A 16,050-nucleotide genomic window follows, 5' to 3' on the forward strand; every position below is an offset into this window, starting at 1 on the left:
CCGGTAGGTTCAGCGGCATCCTTGCTGGTCACAGTGGCCGTGTGGGGCGGCCACGCAGTGAGCGTGCCCAGGTTAGAGTGTGTGTAGGTACCGTGACAAGAGGATGGATGCTCCATGTGTTTATAGTGAAAGTGGTAGGGGTGGTGGACGCCCTTTCGCCTAGGTGATGCTCACGGCTGCAAATGGACGTTCCTTCACGGACGTCGCTGCGCTTCTCCTTGCGCTTGAGTGCACTTGCGGAGTCCGATGACCTGCATTCGCGATTTCCCGTTGACGGTTCGGCGATTAACTTGTCTCCGTATCCATCGAAGTCAATCCGCCAAGTATCGAAAGTCCCCGTCCCCGAGTGCTGGGCGACCAGGTCGCGGCAGGAGGGACTCGAATCTCCGGCTCGCCTCTTCGAAGGTACGGTCCGGATGTGCACCCAACCCATGCGCGAAGCGAACTGATGCGCTGTGTGCTGCGACTGTCTCATGCTGTCCCTGAGGCTTTCCGTGGCTTGTAAGGGTGTGACACGTGAAGACCGTGTCTGGTTGCCGTGATACCGCGAAGTCACCCGATCGTGATCCAAGTTGCCCCACAGGTAAAAACCATCAGTTGAGGAGGCGCCGAGTGCCGAAGCGAGCTGCGCCCACTTCGCACATGGGATCGCTGGCTCACCTGCTGGGCTGTTGCGTGTACCCCTCTTTGCCGGCGACGACGTTCGCATGAAGGGTGTGCCGTCGCGAAGGTGCAGCGCGTTCAGGGCATGTTGGATCCGGCGCCGGATGCGGTCTGGCAGACGAGCGGATGGCCGGCTTCAGTGACGAACGCGGCATCGGGGTTGTCTCGTGGTCGTAGTCGGTCAGTCTGATCCTGGGGCACGTCTGCGCCGTCGAAGATGAAAGCGAGCCGGCCGTCGCAGGGCCGTCTCGGCGCGGCTGGCAAGCTCACCCGCGGCTACAAGCCGCAGAACCAACTGCAAGGTCGAACGCTTCAACCGCACCCTGCCGCAACGGAGACAGCCACCCCCCGATGGTCCCACTCGAGACACACCTCGACGACCACGGCCCCGTCGCCGCCCCCTTCGACGCCGTGTTCCTGTGCCGGTCCGGCGCATGGGTCCCCTCCCCTCCTGGTGCGATGACCAATTCACTCGGCTCCTCAACGCCTTCCCCGGACTCGCCCAGCCCTTCCCCGGGGCTGACTAGAGCCATCCGCTCCCCGACCCCCTCTCACAAGCCCGGCACCATGCCGCCCTCTTCGCCCACACCGCCGGCAGCCACGGCGCCAGCAGCCATGCACCAGCCCGGCCCCGCCCCAAGGGCCCAGGCCATGACCACAAGCCCCGAGCCTGACGCCACGCACGGGATGCCCCGACCCGAAGAAGCCGCCGCAACCGATCAGGCGGCCGAACCCAAGGAGCGGCCAGGCAACTTATCACTCAGACCGCACCAGCACAGGCGGAAGGCGAGGAGCACACCCTCTCCTACGAGGAGTTCCGCGTACGGTGCGAGGACCCCGACGTGCTGCAGGAGGCGCTGCGCAGGATCGCCGAAGTAGAACCGGCCTCACACCAGCGCCTCAGGCAGAATGCCACAGCCCTGGAAGCAGCCCTGCCCCACGGCCCAAAAGCTGCCGCGCCTGCTCAGCGAGCGGAACCCTCGCCCCCACGACACGCTGCCCGCCCGATCCAGACCCCCACGACACTGGCACCACCCGGTTCTTCCCGATGCACCCCCGGATCCTGACCGTAGAAGGCCGGTCACGCTGTACGGCCGGCGCCCGTGATCGTGGCTCTGCTGACGGTCGTGCCGATGCCGTGACACGCGCTTCACGGGGACAGGGCACGCCGGACCGGCCGCATCCCGCGCCCCGGAACGCGAGCGGCGGTTGCGTCCCGTCCCCTGACCGCCGAAGCCTCGGCTCAACCACGCACACCATTGTCGGCGGGCATGCTTGTTGATCTCGGCCGTGCCGCCCCTGCAACACTGGCCGGTGCGCGCCGTCTGCGGCGCTGTCGTCCGAGGTGACCCGCTGGGGGCTCCCGCCCCAGCGGCACGGTCTTCTCGAGGAGCAAGTGGTGAGCGCACAAATGCCGTCGGGTCCGGACTTCACCCAGGTACGGCTGACCCGGGCCGCCCGCGGCCGTCGACCGGCTCGTGGCGGCTCTCAGCGGCAGCGCCGAGGTCATTACCGACTCCCCGTCACATCCCGGTGTGGACAGCAGTATCGAGCGCGTGGTGGACGCTACTGGTCCAGCAGACCCTGGCTGGCACTGTCTGACAACGCGCCCCCTACCGCGTTGTGCCGGCGTCTCTGCGCCCGGACCGTCCAGCTCGGCTGGTGCCTGTGAGGAAGTGCGGGTCGGGCCGCTGCCGGGGGACGCCTGGGCGGGTCCGTTCCGGACACGGCCGACGGGCGGCTGCGTATCTATGCTCCGGTCGGGGGCACGCGGTGCATACGTCGGCCCGGCGGCACGGCTCGGGACCGGCGCGGGACGTCCCGGTCAGGAAGGAGGGGGCGGCAATCTCGCGGACGTCGAGCCGCGCCTCGGCATGTGGGCCTCCGTGCAGGGCGTGCCCGAGGAACCGGTGCCCGCCGGGTGAGGTTGGCGGAACTCCTATGCGGACGGGCCGCGGTTGGAAGACTCTTGGTTATGAGCAACACGACTACTGCGGGCGTGCAGCCGTACCCTCCGGGCACGCGGTGGATCTTCCGGTCCAAGAACGGGTACGTCCACACCGAGGAACTGGCGCTGTCCTGGCTCGTTGGGGGCGCCGAGCCGATCTGTGAGGACCCCTCGGCGGAGGGGCAGCCGGCGGACGTCCTATGGCGCTACTGGGCAAAGGACGCCAACCACTATCACGAGCGGTGGCCGGAGGCGTTCCGGCCGGGCGAGGTGCACATCTCCTGGCGGGTGGTCTCGCCGACGTCCGACAGCGGGGTGTTCGAGGGGGCGCCCTACACCCGCGACCCGCGTCATCTGCCGCGCCAGTCCCAGGTGGACGAGGAGCAGGACGACTTCCTGGCTCACTACTCGTTCCCGACGCACGCCGTTTCCGGGGAGCGCCTGAACTGGCTGCGGCTGCCCGTGCTGGACCTGGCGTGGCGCGAGGACCGGGAGGACGTCGGCGGCTTCGTCCAGGAGGCGTCCGGGTGGAAGCCGTCGCCGCTTCAGCTGGCCATGGACGTCGTACAGGTGGCGCGGTGCTCGGGGCTGTGGACTCCAGAGCTGGCGCTGATGAGCGGGGACCTGGACGACGGTGAGCAGTACGAGCTGGGCAACTGGCTGGCCGAGCACCAGGAAGGTATGGACAGCGACGTGTTCGACGCGCTGTACGCGAAACTCGGCAAGCACCACCAGCGCGACTTGGACGACTCGATCTCGGACTGGGCTGACAGGGCGGTGGGCGATGGGAATTGGAGGAGGGGCTGACCTGCCGGAAGACAGTGCGTCTTCGCCACAGGTCAGCCGACGGTGAGCTGGGGGCGCTGTACTAGGTGAGTTCGGCCAGCTCAGGTTCTCGCAGCCGGCTTCGGGCCTCACGGATGTGATTCGAGTTCCTGACGGACGTCGAGACAGCAGTGCAGCCGTACACCCGGCTCGCCCGGCACACGAATCGTGCGGTCCGCCGACGCGGTCGCCCAGCGCCCGGCAAGCAGCGCCTGAACGGCGAAAGCGGTCTGGTCGTCGCACGCTGCGACGTCGACGACGGCCAGGCCCGGCTGCGCCACGTGCGCTTCGCTGATCGGCTGCATGCCCGGCACGACGCGGCCGTGCTCATGCGAGTTCCCGCCCGCTGGCACGTTCACCCGACCGAGTAGGCCCTCACCAGCACCGGAGCACTCCGCCTCTGCGGTCGATAGGCGCTCACCTGCCGGAACCTGATGGGCTTCGCGTCAGCGTCGTGGTCCGGGGGCCGACCCGTTCGTAGGCGCAGTGCTTGGTGACCGGATCCAGTACGGCGACCTTCAGCGGGCTCTGAGCGGCTTCCTCGAGACGCAACAGCCAGGCCCGGCCGGGGACCAGGATGGTCAGGTCCGCGGGCCACCGGGCGAGCGCTGAGGGGTCAGGGCACGCCACACCGCCCAGCTGGAACGCGGCCCCCGCGCGCGGCCGGCTGTAGAGGAGCAGCCCGTTGCCATGGGCGGGGCTCTGCTCGCCGCACGTGACGGCCTTGCCGGAGGCGGAGCGGACCAACTCCATGAACGCGGGCCACAGCGAGGCCTTGATGCCCGCGTGCTCGAAGAAGGCCGTCAGCCGCTCCTGCTCCGCCTGCTGCTCCTCGTGCGCCTGTTCCTCAGCGGCCAGCCGTCGGTCCTCGGCAGCCAGTCTTCGCTGCTCGGCGGCCAGTCGGGCCCGTTCGGTGGCAGCGGCCCGCTTCTGTGCGGCCTGTCGGCGTTGCTCGGCCGCGGCCTCCTGCCGGACGGCTTCGGCATCGGCCTCCAGCCGGGCCCGGGCGATGGCCAGGTGGACGTAGGAGCGGGCGGTCCACCACACCGTGCCGTCCGGGCCGGTATGGGCATGGACCCGTCCCTGGAGAATCCACCGGATCGCATCGTCCAGGGAGCAGCTGATGTGGGTCCAGGCCGCTTTCGTCTTCACCGTGTGTGGCGTGGCCCAGGTGTAGCGCGCCATGCCATAGCGCACCGTCCATGCGTCCCCGCGGTTCCTGGGGGGTGCTAACCGCAGGGAGGGCACGCCGCGCTCCCACGGCCGCTTCTCCACCGAGATCCAGCACACCGCCACACCGTCCGCCGCGTAGCGGTCCGTCCGCATCCGCGCGTCGTGCGGCGTCATGGGCGAAAGCTGCGCCTCCAACGCCATGAACGGCCGGTCCTGCTCATCGAAGACCAGCACGTCGGCACGCCAGGTCCGGGCCTCGTTGCCGACCTCCAGCTCAGCTCTGAAGCCCGCCGCCCGGGCAGCGGTGGCCAGCTCCAGCTTCAGCAGATGATGCTCAGGAGACTCGTTCGCCAGCGCGCAGTCGCGCGGCCGCACCTGGTGGTAGAAGTGCCTTGCACGGTGTGGGGAGACCCGCGCGAACACCCGCCCCCCGCACTCCGGACACGCCAGTTCCAGCCCTTTCACGCGGTGGACGTCCGCCCAGGACCGGCCACAGCCGAGATCGTCCAGCGACGCATCCAGCCGGCCCCAGCGCGCATGCACGGCGGTGTACCCCATCAGCCCCCTCCCGTGTGGCCCGAGAAGGACAGCATCCCCTCCCGCTGGGACGGCGATACACCGGATGCGGACGTGCGGCTCGGGCTGTTCCTGCGCCGATGAGCCGGTCCGGCCGGCCGCTGGCGGTGCCCAGCGGCGGCAGCATCGGCCGGACACAGGGCGCACCGCCGGGCGGGTCCAGTCTCTCCCACGACCGACTCGGCCCGGTGGTGGTGCCCACGCTTCACAGGGGGACGGCCCGGTCCGGCCCGTGCGCTGTCCCGAGGGCCGCCCGTCCCGCCGCTCGATCCGCTCGCGCCTGACCGCCCAGATCTGTGCCTCGGGCAATGGGGTCTCGCAGGCGGCGAAGTGCGCTACGTTCGTGCCGCATGGAAGCAACATCCCAGCTGCGTCAGGCCGTTCTTACCTGGCTCGAGCAGGCACGCGATCTTCCCTCCATACCCCAGGCCATCACCGATGTAGCACTGTCGGCGCGGCCGGAGTTCGAAGCCGTGATCAATGCGGTGGTGGGTGCCGCGCCGAAATCAGAGCACCGCGACCTGTACGGCAAGGTCGAGGGCGACTGGCTGCCCCGGTGGTCCACGCTCCTGGGAGGATCGAGACTGGGTGATGCGACCCGTCTGGTGGCCCAGGGCGCGACGGTGCCGGTGGAAGACGTCGCGGACAGCTTCGTCGCGTTCTGCGCGGCCCCCGCTCCGGCAGCGGAGGACTGGCTGCTCCTCACCGGCGAACTCCCGGCGGGGACATGGATCCCGCTGGGCCGCTACACCCTGCAGACCTTCACCGCCGACGAACTGAGGCAGCTGGGCCCCATGCCGGCCCTCCAGGGCCTCCAGCCGGGCGGGCTCGACCTCGCCCTCCTGGCCGGTGCACCGTTCGTCCACGCCCCGAACCCCGAGCGCGCCCCGGACCGTAGGGACACGGGCTGGTTCGACTTCGCCGGGCCACGTTCGGAATCCCTGCACTGGAGGGCGTTGCTGCCGCTGATCCTGTGGAGCGAGGAGCTGCTGCACGTCGATGCGGTGTTCGGCGTCGAGCGGGGCCGCTACTTCGACCTGAACCGGAACCAGGTGCCCACCACCATCATCTACGAGGACCGTCACGGCATCCCGGAAGAGGTCGAAGTCCGTGAGAGCGGAAGCTTCCACGTCGCTGGAGCCGCTCTCCCGCGGCTGCAGGCCTTCTGCTCCGCGGTGACAGCGAAGATCGATGCCGTCATGGACGGCATCACCAGCGGACAAAGTCTTCCCAGGAAACGCGCCCGTCGCTTGGAGCGAGCTGCCCGTCACCTGCTGCAGGCCTACCAGCGCACCTACAGGGATGACGGCGTGTGGGAGGAAGAAGCCGACGAGCGGCTTCTGGACTACGTCATCGCGCTGGAAGCCCTGATGGTCAGCCCCGGCGACAAGCACGAGGGCATCAGCGAGAGGATCCGGACCCGGACGGCGGCCCTGTTCCCCAGCTCAGTGCGCGAGGGCGTCGAGAGCAGAGTGCAGAAGGCGTACAGCGCGCTATCGAAGTACGTACACGGAGACCTGCTCGCCGACCAGAAGGAGGCCGAACTGCGCGAGCTCAGGCTGCTCGTCCGGCAGGTCGTCCTGCGCTGGCTCATCCTCACCCCCTACGACACGCAAGACCTCGCACCTCGTCTCGACGCCGCAGCCCACTGCACCAGCTGCTCACGCGCCATCGACGAACCCCTACGTGCCTTCTTCCAGGCATCACCGCCACAGGAGGACGTCAGGGCCTGAGACAGCACTGCCTGCGCTGCCGCGGCCGGCGTCGCCGCACGCCGCAGCCCGGATCTGCGGTGCGGCAACCCCCCCAGTCAGTGCAACTCAGGCACGAGTTGCACTGAACACGGCATCAGAGGGTGACGTGCGCGCCGTCGAGCCGCCGGTGCACCATCGACAGCGTGGTGAGCAGTTCTAGCAGCTCCTCTTCGGTGACCGTGCGGTGAAGGCGCGGCTCGTGTGTGGCCGGGTTGCGGTACATGCTGAACAGGCCCTTGACCAGGTTCGCCAGTCCCTTCTGCTCATCCAGCTCGGGCCCCGTGGCGTTCGCGTTGATGGCCACCCGGGCCGTTCCCTGGCCGGGCATGAGCACCGCGTCGACCAGCCGTGCCCCGTCCAGGCCCTGGCCGGTGAGGGTCCGCAGCCGGTCGGCCACCGACTTGACCGCCTCCAGGCTGGCGTGGAAGGGGTTCTTGGTCAGGATCTCCAGGGTGCAGTAGCGCAGCACTTCCGGATGCGTGGAGCGGCGGCGTAGCTCGGCTCGCAGGGAACTGGCGTGCTGTGCGGCCTCGCTCAGCGTGGAGGCCGCCGGCCCCCTGGCTACCTGCCCCTGGTCGTTGACCCGCAGCCCGACATGGACCAGGACCTCGTTGAGGTCGTCCTGCCGGCGTGAGAACGTGTGGGGCTGCTGAACGTAGCGCACCGGGGCCATCGCCTCTTTGATGAACGCGATCACGCAGTTCGACGCCCCCTGGCGCGCTTGCTGCGCCAGCAGCACTCCGGCCAGCCGGTCCCGCTTGTTGCCGCCGTCGGCATCCGGCACCCTCACGACGGCCAGCAGTTGCCCGATCTCCCGCCCAGTCAAGCCGTGATCGGTGTCGCCGAGCACACCTGCCACCGCCGTGATGACCGTCGCCGGCCAAGGCTCGTGACGTGTTGCCATGTCCCGTCCCCTTCCCCTCGTCCCATGGCCAACCGACCAGGATGACACGGGAGTGAAGGGCAGATCCCCGCTTTCTTCTGCGTCCATGGCAGCACCTGCGCAGCAGAGCGGCTGCCGGCGCAGTGCCGCCCCGGTGTGACGGTCACGCCAACTCGCCGCTGCGGAACCTGTCTCGAAATGGCTGTACCGATTCGTTTTTCAGTCGTGTACTACTGGGCATCAATAACGCTGTAGTCATATACAGCAGTGAAGTCGAGAAGGGGAACACGTTGGTCTACGACATCCGGCCGCTCGCCAACGGCCTGCGCACCGACCATCCGGTGCCCGGTCTGCCATTCGTCGACGACTCGCACCTGCCGCTCGACGACGGCCCCGACGCCATCGAGGCCGTCGGCCGCAACAAGGGTGAGGGCATGTGGGGCCGTTGCGACCCCTCCCGTGAGGGAGGATGGCTGGCCTTCACCACCGACCCGATCGCCCACCACCTGGGCTGGGCCGTGCGCTACCACCCCGACCACGGACGCACCGTGCTCCTGCTGCGCGACGAGGACACCGCCAGCCTGCACACCTACTGGACAGGCGCCCCGCTGCTGTTCCGCGCCGGGGGCTACTCGTGGGACGGCGACGCCTGGTACCGGCCCGGCCAGATCTGGGACCCGGTCACCGAGAACTACGCCCGTCACAAGGCCCGTGCCACGGCCACCGTCCACGCCGACGACATGCTCGACGGCCGCGCCCACCCGGACCGCGCCCACGTCCACAAGGTCGCCACGTTCGACCCGGCCACCGCAGCACCGGACAACTGGCTCGACGACCTGACCCTGTGGGCGCAGCACCACCAAAAGCAGGACGACCCCCTGCCGCTGCAGAAGTGCGTCGTCGACCTGGCCAGCCCCGAACTCGCAGGCGACCGGCTGCTCGGCGTACCCGAGATGGCCGCGCTCGGCGGCATCACAGCCTCCACACTGCGGGGCTACATCTCCCGAGGCGAGAACGACGTGCCGCTTCCCCAGGCGACCGTCGGCGGACGGTCCCAGTGGTCACGCCCGGTCGCCGAGGACTGGGTCGAGGCCCGGCGCCGCTCCTCCGAGGGGCTGAGGAAGGCCATGCCGGCCGGTGACCGCCACCGTTTGGCCCCGGGGGCGGCTCAGATCCGCGACCGTTTCAGCGAGACCTTCTTCAGCTTCCTATGGAAGCGGCCCGACATCCGCAAGCGGTGGGTCCTGCGCCAGCGCAACGAGCCGAGCGTGCGGGAGGTGGCTGACCAACTGGCCTTCGAGGTCGCCGACAGCCTGAGGCAGATCATCCCCACCGACGCCCTCGGACCGACCATCCGCCACGCCGTCCTGGAGGACTTCGCCACCTCGCTGCGCGTCAGCGAACGCCGGGGCAGCCAGCTCAAGGACTTCGACCTCATCCTGTCGGTGCCCCTGGCCAAGATGCTCGGCTGGTTCATCCAGCACTTCCCCACCTCGGCCCAGTGGTACGTCGGTGAGATCATGGGCGAGGCGGACAAGTACCTCGACATTCCTGCCCAGGTGACGGGCGAAGCGCTGCGGCGGTCTGCGACCACGAACGGCAATCTCGACGCGAAGACGGTGGAGGAGTTCTTCTCCCGTGTCGTCCCACGCGAGCTGGAGAGCTGAGGGCCGCCCACACCCCCGGGCCTCGCACCTCGGCGACCGCAGGCCCCGGGGCCCGAAGCACCCGCCGGAGCCGCGTCGCCCGCCGCCTTGCCACCTCCACCTGAGAAAAACGCGCGGAAATTTTTTGTCGGTACGGGGTCCGGCCGTCCCGGAAGGGTGAGGGAGAGGCAACGGGCCGCTCCCCGCCCGGCGAAGGGATCTGGCTGGTGAACGTGTACGTCCTGGTGGTCTTGATGGCGGGCATCATGGCGGGCTGGGGCCTGCTGTCCGCGGGCGCCTCCCCGGCCGAGGCGTTTGGCGGTGCGGTCGCGGCGGCCGTCCTCACCGACCACCTCCTGGAGCGCCCGTGAACACCCGCACCAACCCGCCCCCCATGATCGGTGGTCTTCAGGACCTTGGGTGGGTCGCCGGGCCCGCGGCCGGCCTGGGGCCCGCCTGCGTCCAGTGCTGCCCGCCCGCCCGGTACCGCGAGCCGGACCCGCGGCGCTGGCTGGACAGCGCTGCGCGCCCCGACGCCGCTCAGCTGGCCGCCGCATGCGCACTGGTCGGCTTTGAACGGCACACGGCCACCGTGCTGCGCACGGCCGAGCTGACGCGGCAAGCCCGTAGACGCGCCCAACAGCTCTTCCCCTACGGTCTGGGCCCGGTGCTGGGCGATCTCATGCTCCCCACCGATGGGGGAGGGGACATGCTGCACGCCCTGACCGACGTGGCCCAGAGCCTGTTCGCCCGCCGCCGACCACCCCGCGTGTTCCCGGCGTGCCCGTGGGGGAGCACCGACAGCGCCAACTGCGACCGAGATCCTTTCGGCCGCCTTCTCCACGACCACTGCCGCACCCCCACCGACCCCGTACCTGCCTGGCGTTCGAAGTCCTGGGCCGTCTGGAGCCAGCGCACCACGCACGAGCTGAACCGTCTGCCGCCGCACCTCATGCAGCACCAGCCCAAGCCGGTCGAGCAGGGCGCACCCAGGCGCATCGGAGCGGGAATGATCGGTCCCATCACCGTTCTGATCGGCCGTGACGTGCCCGCCCAACGGGCCAGTCGCTCCCGCGACGCGCTGTACGTGCTCGTCCAGCGCCTCAGCCCCGCACACCTGGATCCGATCACGGTCCTTGGCATGCTGCACCGCCACCTCGGATTCACGACCGCGGGCCCTCACGTTTACGGCTGGCGGGGATACGCGCCTCGTTCGCTGTTCACCGCCGCCCTTCAGGCCCGTCACGCCAGCGTCCACCAGGGGGCCGACGATGTCCCCGTCGAGCGCCTGGCCCGCTTCATTGCCCCCGGCAAACGGACTGAGCTCACCGCCCAGGGACTGCTGCTAAACGGCTGGGACGACCAGGTGCTCGGCAACGAAGACCTTCAGGCGCGGTTGCGGGCTGCCATCCGCTCCGCCTCCTTGGCGGACACCGAAGTATGGGAGCGAACCCGCCAAGGCGTCCTTGCCTTGGACAACCCAGACCTGCTTGCTGACGGTGAGATGCCCCGGCAGGACACATCGGACCACGAGGAGGCGGTGCACCGGGTCCTGGCCAAGCTCACTGCTGTGGAGCGTGCGGTTGCCCAGTGCTACGCAGCCGACGGCCTGACCTGGAAGCAGGCGGCGCTCAAGACCGCCCAACCGGCATCGATGGGGGAACGCGTACGCCGCAAGCTCAAGAGGCTCGGCGTGGAGTACACCGGCCGACGGCGCAGCCACGGGCGCCTGTAAGGACCGTCGGATAAGCACCACAATGCAGTGCCCCAGGAGGGCCTACGCCGGGCCGAGGCCCTGACGAAGGCCGGCACGAGGGTTGAGCCGGCGCCTTTGGTCTGCGCACCGAGCCGCGCACCTCTACTGCACGCGATGAGTACGCGAGATGTCCGATGTCGGAGGCGGTGGTTTGGAGACGCGGGCATGCAGTGTGTCGGGGGATAAGAGCCGACGCAGACCGTTGTCGGGGAGGCGGGGGCGCAGGGCAGCCTCGGGCGGGTGCCGACGCTGGAAGAGCCCCGCGTCGCCGACGGGGTAGCGGGTGTAGAACGCGTCGTCTTCGGCGAAGAGCAGGTCGTAGGAGAAGAAGACGGGATCGACGTCCGCGGGCAGGGCGGCGCCGTTGCGCCGGACGTGTTGAGCGACGACCTGGGTGACGCCGATGGTGAGAGCGGTCTCGACGTCGTCGGCCGACATGGAGTCGAGCAGGTTCCTGAACCGGGGGCTGATCTTGTCGGTGTAGTGGGTCATCCGCGGTGGGGGTGCAGGGGTCACGCGTACCCCTCGGACGGCGGCGAAGCGGTTGTAGGCCTCGGCGTACAGGCGCTGTTGTGCCGGGCTGACGCCGCAGGCGGTCAGGTACGTGACGAGCTGCTCGAGGCTGGCGGGCAGGCCCTTACGGTGCACGATCCGCCAGGCGGTGGTGGGCGGCAGCGGCGGCCGGTGGGGAACCCTGCGGCTGAGCTCGCGCAGGGAGGGTGCGCCGGCCCGCTCGTACTCCGCGGCCAGCGCCGCACCGAGGTCGTCCTCGCTGTTGATGAGGGCAGGTTTGGGCGCGTTGAGAGAGCGGAGCCGGCCGCGCTGCTCGGTGCGGCCGCGGCTGCGCAGCAGTCGGGCCCTGGTCTGGTCGGGAGCACTGGCCCGGCACGCCCGTAGATAGGCGTCAAGGACGGCGGGAGAGGGCGCCGCTGCGCCGGACTCGGCGCGCTGGACGGTGCCTCGGGAGATGCTGGCGGCCTGGGCCAGGGCGCGCTGGGTCAGTCGAGCGGCCCGGCGCATGCCTGCAAGGTGCTCGGCGAGGGCCGTGAAGGAGCTGTCCGGGGAGTTGGCGATGGGGGAACGGGGCACGGCCTTCACTACCTACCCGCGGAGGACTGCACGGCGGCCTCGATGAGGACTGTCACCAGGCGGCGGCCGCCGCCGGCCGCGGTGAGGGTGGCCGCGCCGATCGCCCCCAGGCCACCCAGCAGGGCGAAGACGATGCTGAGCTGGGTGCCGGCGAGGAACAGGCCGCTGCCCAGCCCCAGGACGGCGACCAGCAGGATCAACGCGTGCGTGGGACCGAAGCGTCCGGCCGCGCCACAGCCACAGGCCGGTGCCGCCGCAGCGGGGCAGGGAACAGGGACATTGTTCATGGCAGGAGGATCCGTCCTGACGGGGCCTGCCGGCGGACGCGCCGGGGCCGAATTCTGGTCGCAAAGTGACGCAGCTCAGGGGCAGTTGGCCCTGCCCCGTGGTGCGGGCTGCGCGGACTCACAGCCTTCCACGCCCGACCTCAGCGCGCCTCGTCTCCGTGAGCGCTTTGCCCGATATGGGAAATCGTGGCCTCACTGGTGTTCCGCACCAGCCACAGAATCTGCAAAGCACCTGTCCCGCGTAACCAGGCCTGCAAGCGACGAAGTGAACGGATGCCACGCCTGCGGCAGCCCACCTTTTGTTCCAGCAGACTTGCGGCCTAGACCCCCTCACCAAGACAGTGCTCCCCATACGCCTCCGACAGCTCTTCTGGTTGGTGGCCTCCTGACAGCTCCTGGTCGCAAGCCCAAAACCGCTTCAGGACCCCAGGCAGGCGCGTTGGCCCGCGCCCGCCGACACGAAAGTCGGCACCGTCACCGGTGCCGACTTCCGCGTGAGTTCCCGAATCGGGCCGCCACTCGGCCCGGCATGTGCGACGAACCTCGCGCGGCCTCCCGCCGACTTCGTACGGCCCGCCCTGCTCCGCCCGCACGGCCGCAGAATGTCAGCGCAGCGCCGTAGCGTTATGGCTCATGAACTTCCAGTACATACCGCCGGTTCCGGCGGGACAGATCCGGCAGCTGCCCACGCGAGACGTCGCACTCCTTCTCCTGCAGTACCTCGCCACCGGGACCGGATATCTGCAGTACGCGAGCACCATGAACTCGGCTCGGCAGGCGTTCCAGGAAGAGCCGGATGCGGCCGCGCTCGTGGACCGGCTGTCCGATGCCTGGTGCTGGCTGGAGGCTCAGGCGCTGCTGACCCGCGAGCCCAGCCAGTCCGAGGCCTTCCGCCGGATTTCCCGCGACGGCAGGGACCTGGCGAAGGACCCGCAGGGCATCACACGGTTCGAGGCCCGCGAACGGCTCTCCGGCCCACTCCACCCGGATCTGGAGGGCACGGTGCGCACCAACTTCGACCTGGGTGACTACGAGACGGCGTGCTTCGCCGCGATGAAGGCGGTCGAGGTCGCCGTCCGCGACGCCGCCGGACTCGACAACTCTTTGGTCGGAGTGAAGCTGATGCGGGAAGCGTTCCGGCCTCACGAGAACGGAAAGACCGGCGGCGCGCTCGCCGATGCGGAGGCTGAGGGCGGCGAACAGGCGGCCACCGCCAACCTGTTCGCCGGCGCCATGGGCGCCGCCTACAAGAACCCTGCCAGCCACCGCACCGTCAACTTCGACGACCCAATCGAGGCGGCAGAGATCATCCAATTCGCCGACCTCCTGCTACGCCAGGTCGAACGGGCCAAGCGCCGCCAGACCGTGTCAACGACGTAGACCACGGGACACCAACCCCGGCCGGCCCTACACGGGCTCCTCACAGCTCGCATCCGCTCGCTGCCCGGCCCTTGCGGTCTGCTCGCGCAGAGTGCGGGTCCACGTTTCCATGAAGCCGGCTGCGCCGGTCTCGTCGCCGGGGATCTGGAAGAGGTCCGGGGCGGCCGTGAGCTGTTCCATGAGCGTCTCGTAGAGCCCGTCGAAGAGCGGCTCGAGGCCGATGGCCAGGCCCTGGGCGAAGTGCCTGGGGGAGGAACTGAGGGCGATGACGTGGTCCAGGATGGGGAACACACCCAGCTCGTCGATCCTCGCCCGCAGCGCGGCCAGCGCCGGAGTGTCCGGCATGAACAGGGCGTGCATCACGTGCAACCCGTAGAACATCCGCAGCCCGAGCAACACCGTCCGGGCCCGCAGCAACTGCTCATCGCTGGCCTGCTGAACCGGCCCCAGCACGTCCGCGCGCTGCTGGAGCAGCCCCCAGTCCACCGGCGGACTCTCCCCGCGCTCAGCCGCGCCCAGCATCTGTGCCCAGTCCTCGGCCGTCAGCCCGAACAACGCGAAGGCGCCGAACGCCTCGGCCAGCGCATCCCCGCCCACCTCCTGCGCCCCCAGACCGATCGCCGCGACCAGGTGCACCACCTCCTTGAAGTCCGGCCCGTCCGGCACGTCCACGTCTTCATCGGCCTCAAGCGCCGCGCGCACCAGGGCGGGGTCCGCAGACCCGCGGTACGGATGTGCCGCCAGAAGCCGGCCGGCGACCTCATACAGCGCATCGGCGGCCTCTTCACCCGCCCCCGCCGCACCGCGTGCAAGCTCCAGCAGCCGATGCGACACCGTGCCCCGCATCACCCAGACCACAGCCTCCCGCACCGCCGCCAGCGGCGGCTCCGGCACCCGCACCGTCCCCGGCTGCACAGCCCCGCCCGCCTCGGCGAACCACTCCAGCACCGCCAGCCGACGATCCCGCCCCTGGCGAAGATGCCGCGCCAGCACCGCCGCGCTCTCCACCACCACCGGATCGACCGCGTCCACCACCGACCCCCGGCCCCGCCCGAGCGCTCGCCGCCGATGCCGCGGCAGCAGCCCCGCCCGCCGCCAGCTCTCCAACTGGCTTGCCGTCACCATTACTCCACGCGGGGCCAGTTCACGGACCACCTGCAGATCAGCCGGACTCGGCGCCCCTCGTGCCATGCCCACCATTACAACCCCGAGAGGTGCCATTTTCTGCGGACTTGTGGCTCTGGCTCACTGGTCTCGGCACCACCCAGATCCGCCAACTCCAGACAGCAGGCCCACCCATGACCCCAGAGCACCGAAACCGCATCCGAACCAAGACCGCCGCCGGCCTCGCCACCGCGCTGCTCACCCTCCTCATCGCCAGCGCCCTCCACCACCCCGGCCACGAGGCGAGCATCCTGCTCGTCCTCACAGCCGCGCTCGGCGCAACCACCGCCACCCTCGCCCTCGCCGCGGCCTTCGCCCCCACCACCGCCACCCGCACAGCCGCCCGCCACACCCTCGACCTCCTGCTGCGCCTCGTACCCTGGTACACACCCCGAGACTGACGACACGAGCGGCAGTATCAGCCTGGATGTCTGTGCAGCGAACCGGAACTGACATCACCACACCCACCCGCGCACCCCGCTGCGCAACACCGTGATCTCCACGCCGAGAGGCACCCGCCCCAAATCCGGATCCATCGAAAATTTTCACCAAAGGCAACGACCGGCCCCCTTATCCCCGTAGCCAGCTGCCCGCGAATGCGGGCCAGGTCCGGGAGCGCAGCGAACGGACCCTCAAGGCTCCCTCCAGGGAGCGCAGCGACGAGGGAGCCGCCGGCTCGAAGCGAAGCGGAGAGCCGGAAGGGGCACTCACTCAAACTGCGGATATAGCCAAAGTTCTGACGGAAGGAAACACAGGGCTCGAAGCGCAGCGCAGAGCCCACTCCTCGCAACGCGAGGAGTGGCACTCCGTCACCCCGCGCGCAGCGCGGGGCTCCACTCCAACTCCCGCGCGCAGCGCGGGAGTTCCCTGGAAGCCTGCGCAGCAGGCTTTTACCCGCTCCGCGGG

General features: G+C 69.6%; 13 protein-coding genes. 7 read left to right on the forward strand and 6 right to left on the reverse strand.

Annotated features, from left to right (window positions below):
* Positions 1–2,638 precede the first annotated feature (2,638 nt).
* Positions 2,639–3,418, forward strand: a complete 780-nt coding sequence (locus ACZ6ZN_RS20005) for a hypothetical protein (protein WP_469647987.1) — start codon at positions 2,639–2,641, stop codon at positions 3,416–3,418.
* Between the two features lie 107 nt (positions 3,419–3,525).
* On the opposite strand, the gene ACZ6ZN_RS20010 is transcribed toward ACZ6ZN_RS20005, so the two are convergent.
* A complete protein-coding gene (locus ACZ6ZN_RS20010; RefSeq protein ID WP_469647989.1) occupies positions 3,526–3,795 on the reverse strand; it encodes a DUF6207 family protein in 270 nt (89 codons plus the stop codon).
* Positions 3,796–3,853: 58 nt separating this feature from the next.
* A complete protein-coding gene (locus ACZ6ZN_RS20015) occupies positions 3,854–5,167 on the reverse strand; it encodes a competence protein CoiA (RefSeq protein WP_469647991.1) in 1,314 nt (437 codons plus the stop codon).
* 368 nt (positions 5,168–5,535) lie between these two features.
* Here ACZ6ZN_RS20015 and ACZ6ZN_RS20020 point away from each other — a divergent pair, with 368 nt between their 5' ends.
* On the forward strand, positions 5,536–6,918 hold the full coding sequence (locus ACZ6ZN_RS20020; protein WP_469647995.1) for a hypothetical protein: 1,383 nt from the start codon (positions 5,536–5,538) through the stop codon (positions 6,916–6,918).
* Positions 6,919–7,033: 115 nt separating this feature from the next.
* Here ACZ6ZN_RS20020 and ACZ6ZN_RS20025 read toward each other — a convergent pair whose 3' ends face one another.
* Positions 7,034–7,843, reverse strand: coding sequence for a TIGR02391 family protein (locus tag ACZ6ZN_RS20025; RefSeq protein ID WP_469647998.1), 810 nt, complete (start codon positions 7,841–7,843; stop codon positions 7,034–7,036).
* 269 nt (positions 7,844–8,112) lie between these two features.
* Between ACZ6ZN_RS20025 and ACZ6ZN_RS20030 the strand changes: the two genes are divergently transcribed.
* The 3 genes from ACZ6ZN_RS20030 (at position 8,113) to ACZ6ZN_RS20040 (ending at position 11,203) form a co-directional block, all read left to right on the forward strand.
* Entirely contained in the window at positions 8,113–9,489 is a 1,377-nt protein-coding gene (locus ACZ6ZN_RS20030; RefSeq protein ID WP_469648001.1) for a helix-turn-helix transcriptional regulator, read from the forward strand.
* A 206-nt stretch (positions 9,490–9,695) separates the two neighbouring features.
* A complete protein-coding gene (locus ACZ6ZN_RS20035; RefSeq protein WP_469648002.1) occupies positions 9,696–9,839 on the forward strand; it encodes a hypothetical protein in 144 nt (47 codons plus the stop codon).
* The gene (locus tag ACZ6ZN_RS20040; protein WP_469648004.1) at positions 9,836–11,203 is read left to right on the forward strand and encodes a hypothetical protein; all 1,368 of its coding nucleotides are present in this window, start codon (positions 9,836–9,838) and stop codon (positions 11,201–11,203) included. Before ACZ6ZN_RS20035 ends, ACZ6ZN_RS20040 begins: the two co-directional genes overlap by 4 nt.
* Before the next feature lie 123 nt (positions 11,204–11,326).
* Here the strand turns inward: ACZ6ZN_RS20040 and ACZ6ZN_RS20045 are convergent, their stop codons facing one another.
* Together ACZ6ZN_RS20045 and ACZ6ZN_RS20050 are read right to left on the reverse strand one after the other, a co-directional pair.
* Positions 11,327–12,313 carry a helix-turn-helix domain-containing protein gene (locus tag ACZ6ZN_RS20045; protein WP_469648007.1) on the reverse strand — a complete coding sequence of 329 codons (987 nt, stop codon included), beginning with the start codon at positions 12,311–12,313 and terminating at the stop codon, positions 11,327–11,329.
* 8 nt (positions 12,314–12,321) lie between these two features.
* A complete protein-coding gene (locus ACZ6ZN_RS20050; RefSeq protein WP_469648010.1) occupies positions 12,322–12,600 on the reverse strand; it encodes a hypothetical protein in 279 nt (92 codons plus the stop codon).
* A gap of 633 nt (positions 12,601–13,233) precedes the next feature.
* Here ACZ6ZN_RS20050 and ACZ6ZN_RS20055 point away from each other — a divergent pair.
* Positions 13,234–13,980, forward strand: coding sequence for a TIGR02391 family protein (locus ACZ6ZN_RS20055; RefSeq protein WP_469648011.1), 747 nt, complete (start codon positions 13,234–13,236; stop codon positions 13,978–13,980).
* A gap of 27 nt (positions 13,981–14,007) precedes the next feature.
* Here ACZ6ZN_RS20055 and ACZ6ZN_RS20060 read toward each other — a convergent pair whose 3' ends face one another.
* A complete protein-coding gene (locus ACZ6ZN_RS20060) occupies positions 14,008–15,105 on the reverse strand; it encodes a hypothetical protein (protein WP_469648013.1) in 1,098 nt (365 codons plus the stop codon).
* Positions 15,106–15,278: 173 nt separating this feature from the next.
* Between ACZ6ZN_RS20060 and ACZ6ZN_RS20065 the strand changes: the two genes are divergently transcribed.
* Complete coding sequence (locus tag ACZ6ZN_RS20065; protein WP_469648015.1) at positions 15,279–15,545, forward strand: hypothetical protein; 267 nt, start codon at positions 15,279–15,281, stop codon at positions 15,543–15,545.
* Positions 15,546–16,050 lie beyond the last annotated feature (505 nt).

Source organism: Streptomyces sp. NPDC053665 (genome assembly GCF_055585285.1).

Coding starts and splice junctions, on each gene's coding strand:
- ACZ6ZN_RS20025 (WP_469647998.1), bottom strand. CDS start 7,843: ATGGCAACACGTCACGAGCCTTGGCCGGCGACGGTCATCACGGCGGTG.
- ACZ6ZN_RS20050 (WP_469648010.1), bottom strand. CDS start 12,600: ATGAACAATGTCCCTGTTCCCTGCCCCGCTGCGGCGGCACCGGCCTGT.
- ACZ6ZN_RS20015 (WP_469647991.1), bottom strand. CDS start 5,167: ATGGGGTACACCGCCGTGCATGCGCGCTGGGGCCGGCTGGATGCGTCG.
- ACZ6ZN_RS20020 (WP_469647995.1), top strand. CDS start 5,536: ATGGAAGCAACATCCCAGCTGCGTCAGGCCGTTCTTACCTGGCTCGAG.
- ACZ6ZN_RS20005 (WP_469647987.1), top strand. CDS start 2,639: ATGAGCAACACGACTACTGCGGGCGTGCAGCCGTACCCTCCGGGCACG.
- ACZ6ZN_RS20055 (WP_469648011.1), top strand. CDS start 13,234: ATGAACTTCCAGTACATACCGCCGGTTCCGGCGGGACAGATCCGGCAG.
- ACZ6ZN_RS20060 (WP_469648013.1), bottom strand. CDS start 15,105: ATGGTGACGGCAAGCCAGTTGGAGAGCTGGCGGCGGGCGGGGCTGCTG.
- ACZ6ZN_RS20065 (WP_469648015.1), top strand. CDS start 15,279: ATGACCCCAGAGCACCGAAACCGCATCCGAACCAAGACCGCCGCCGGC.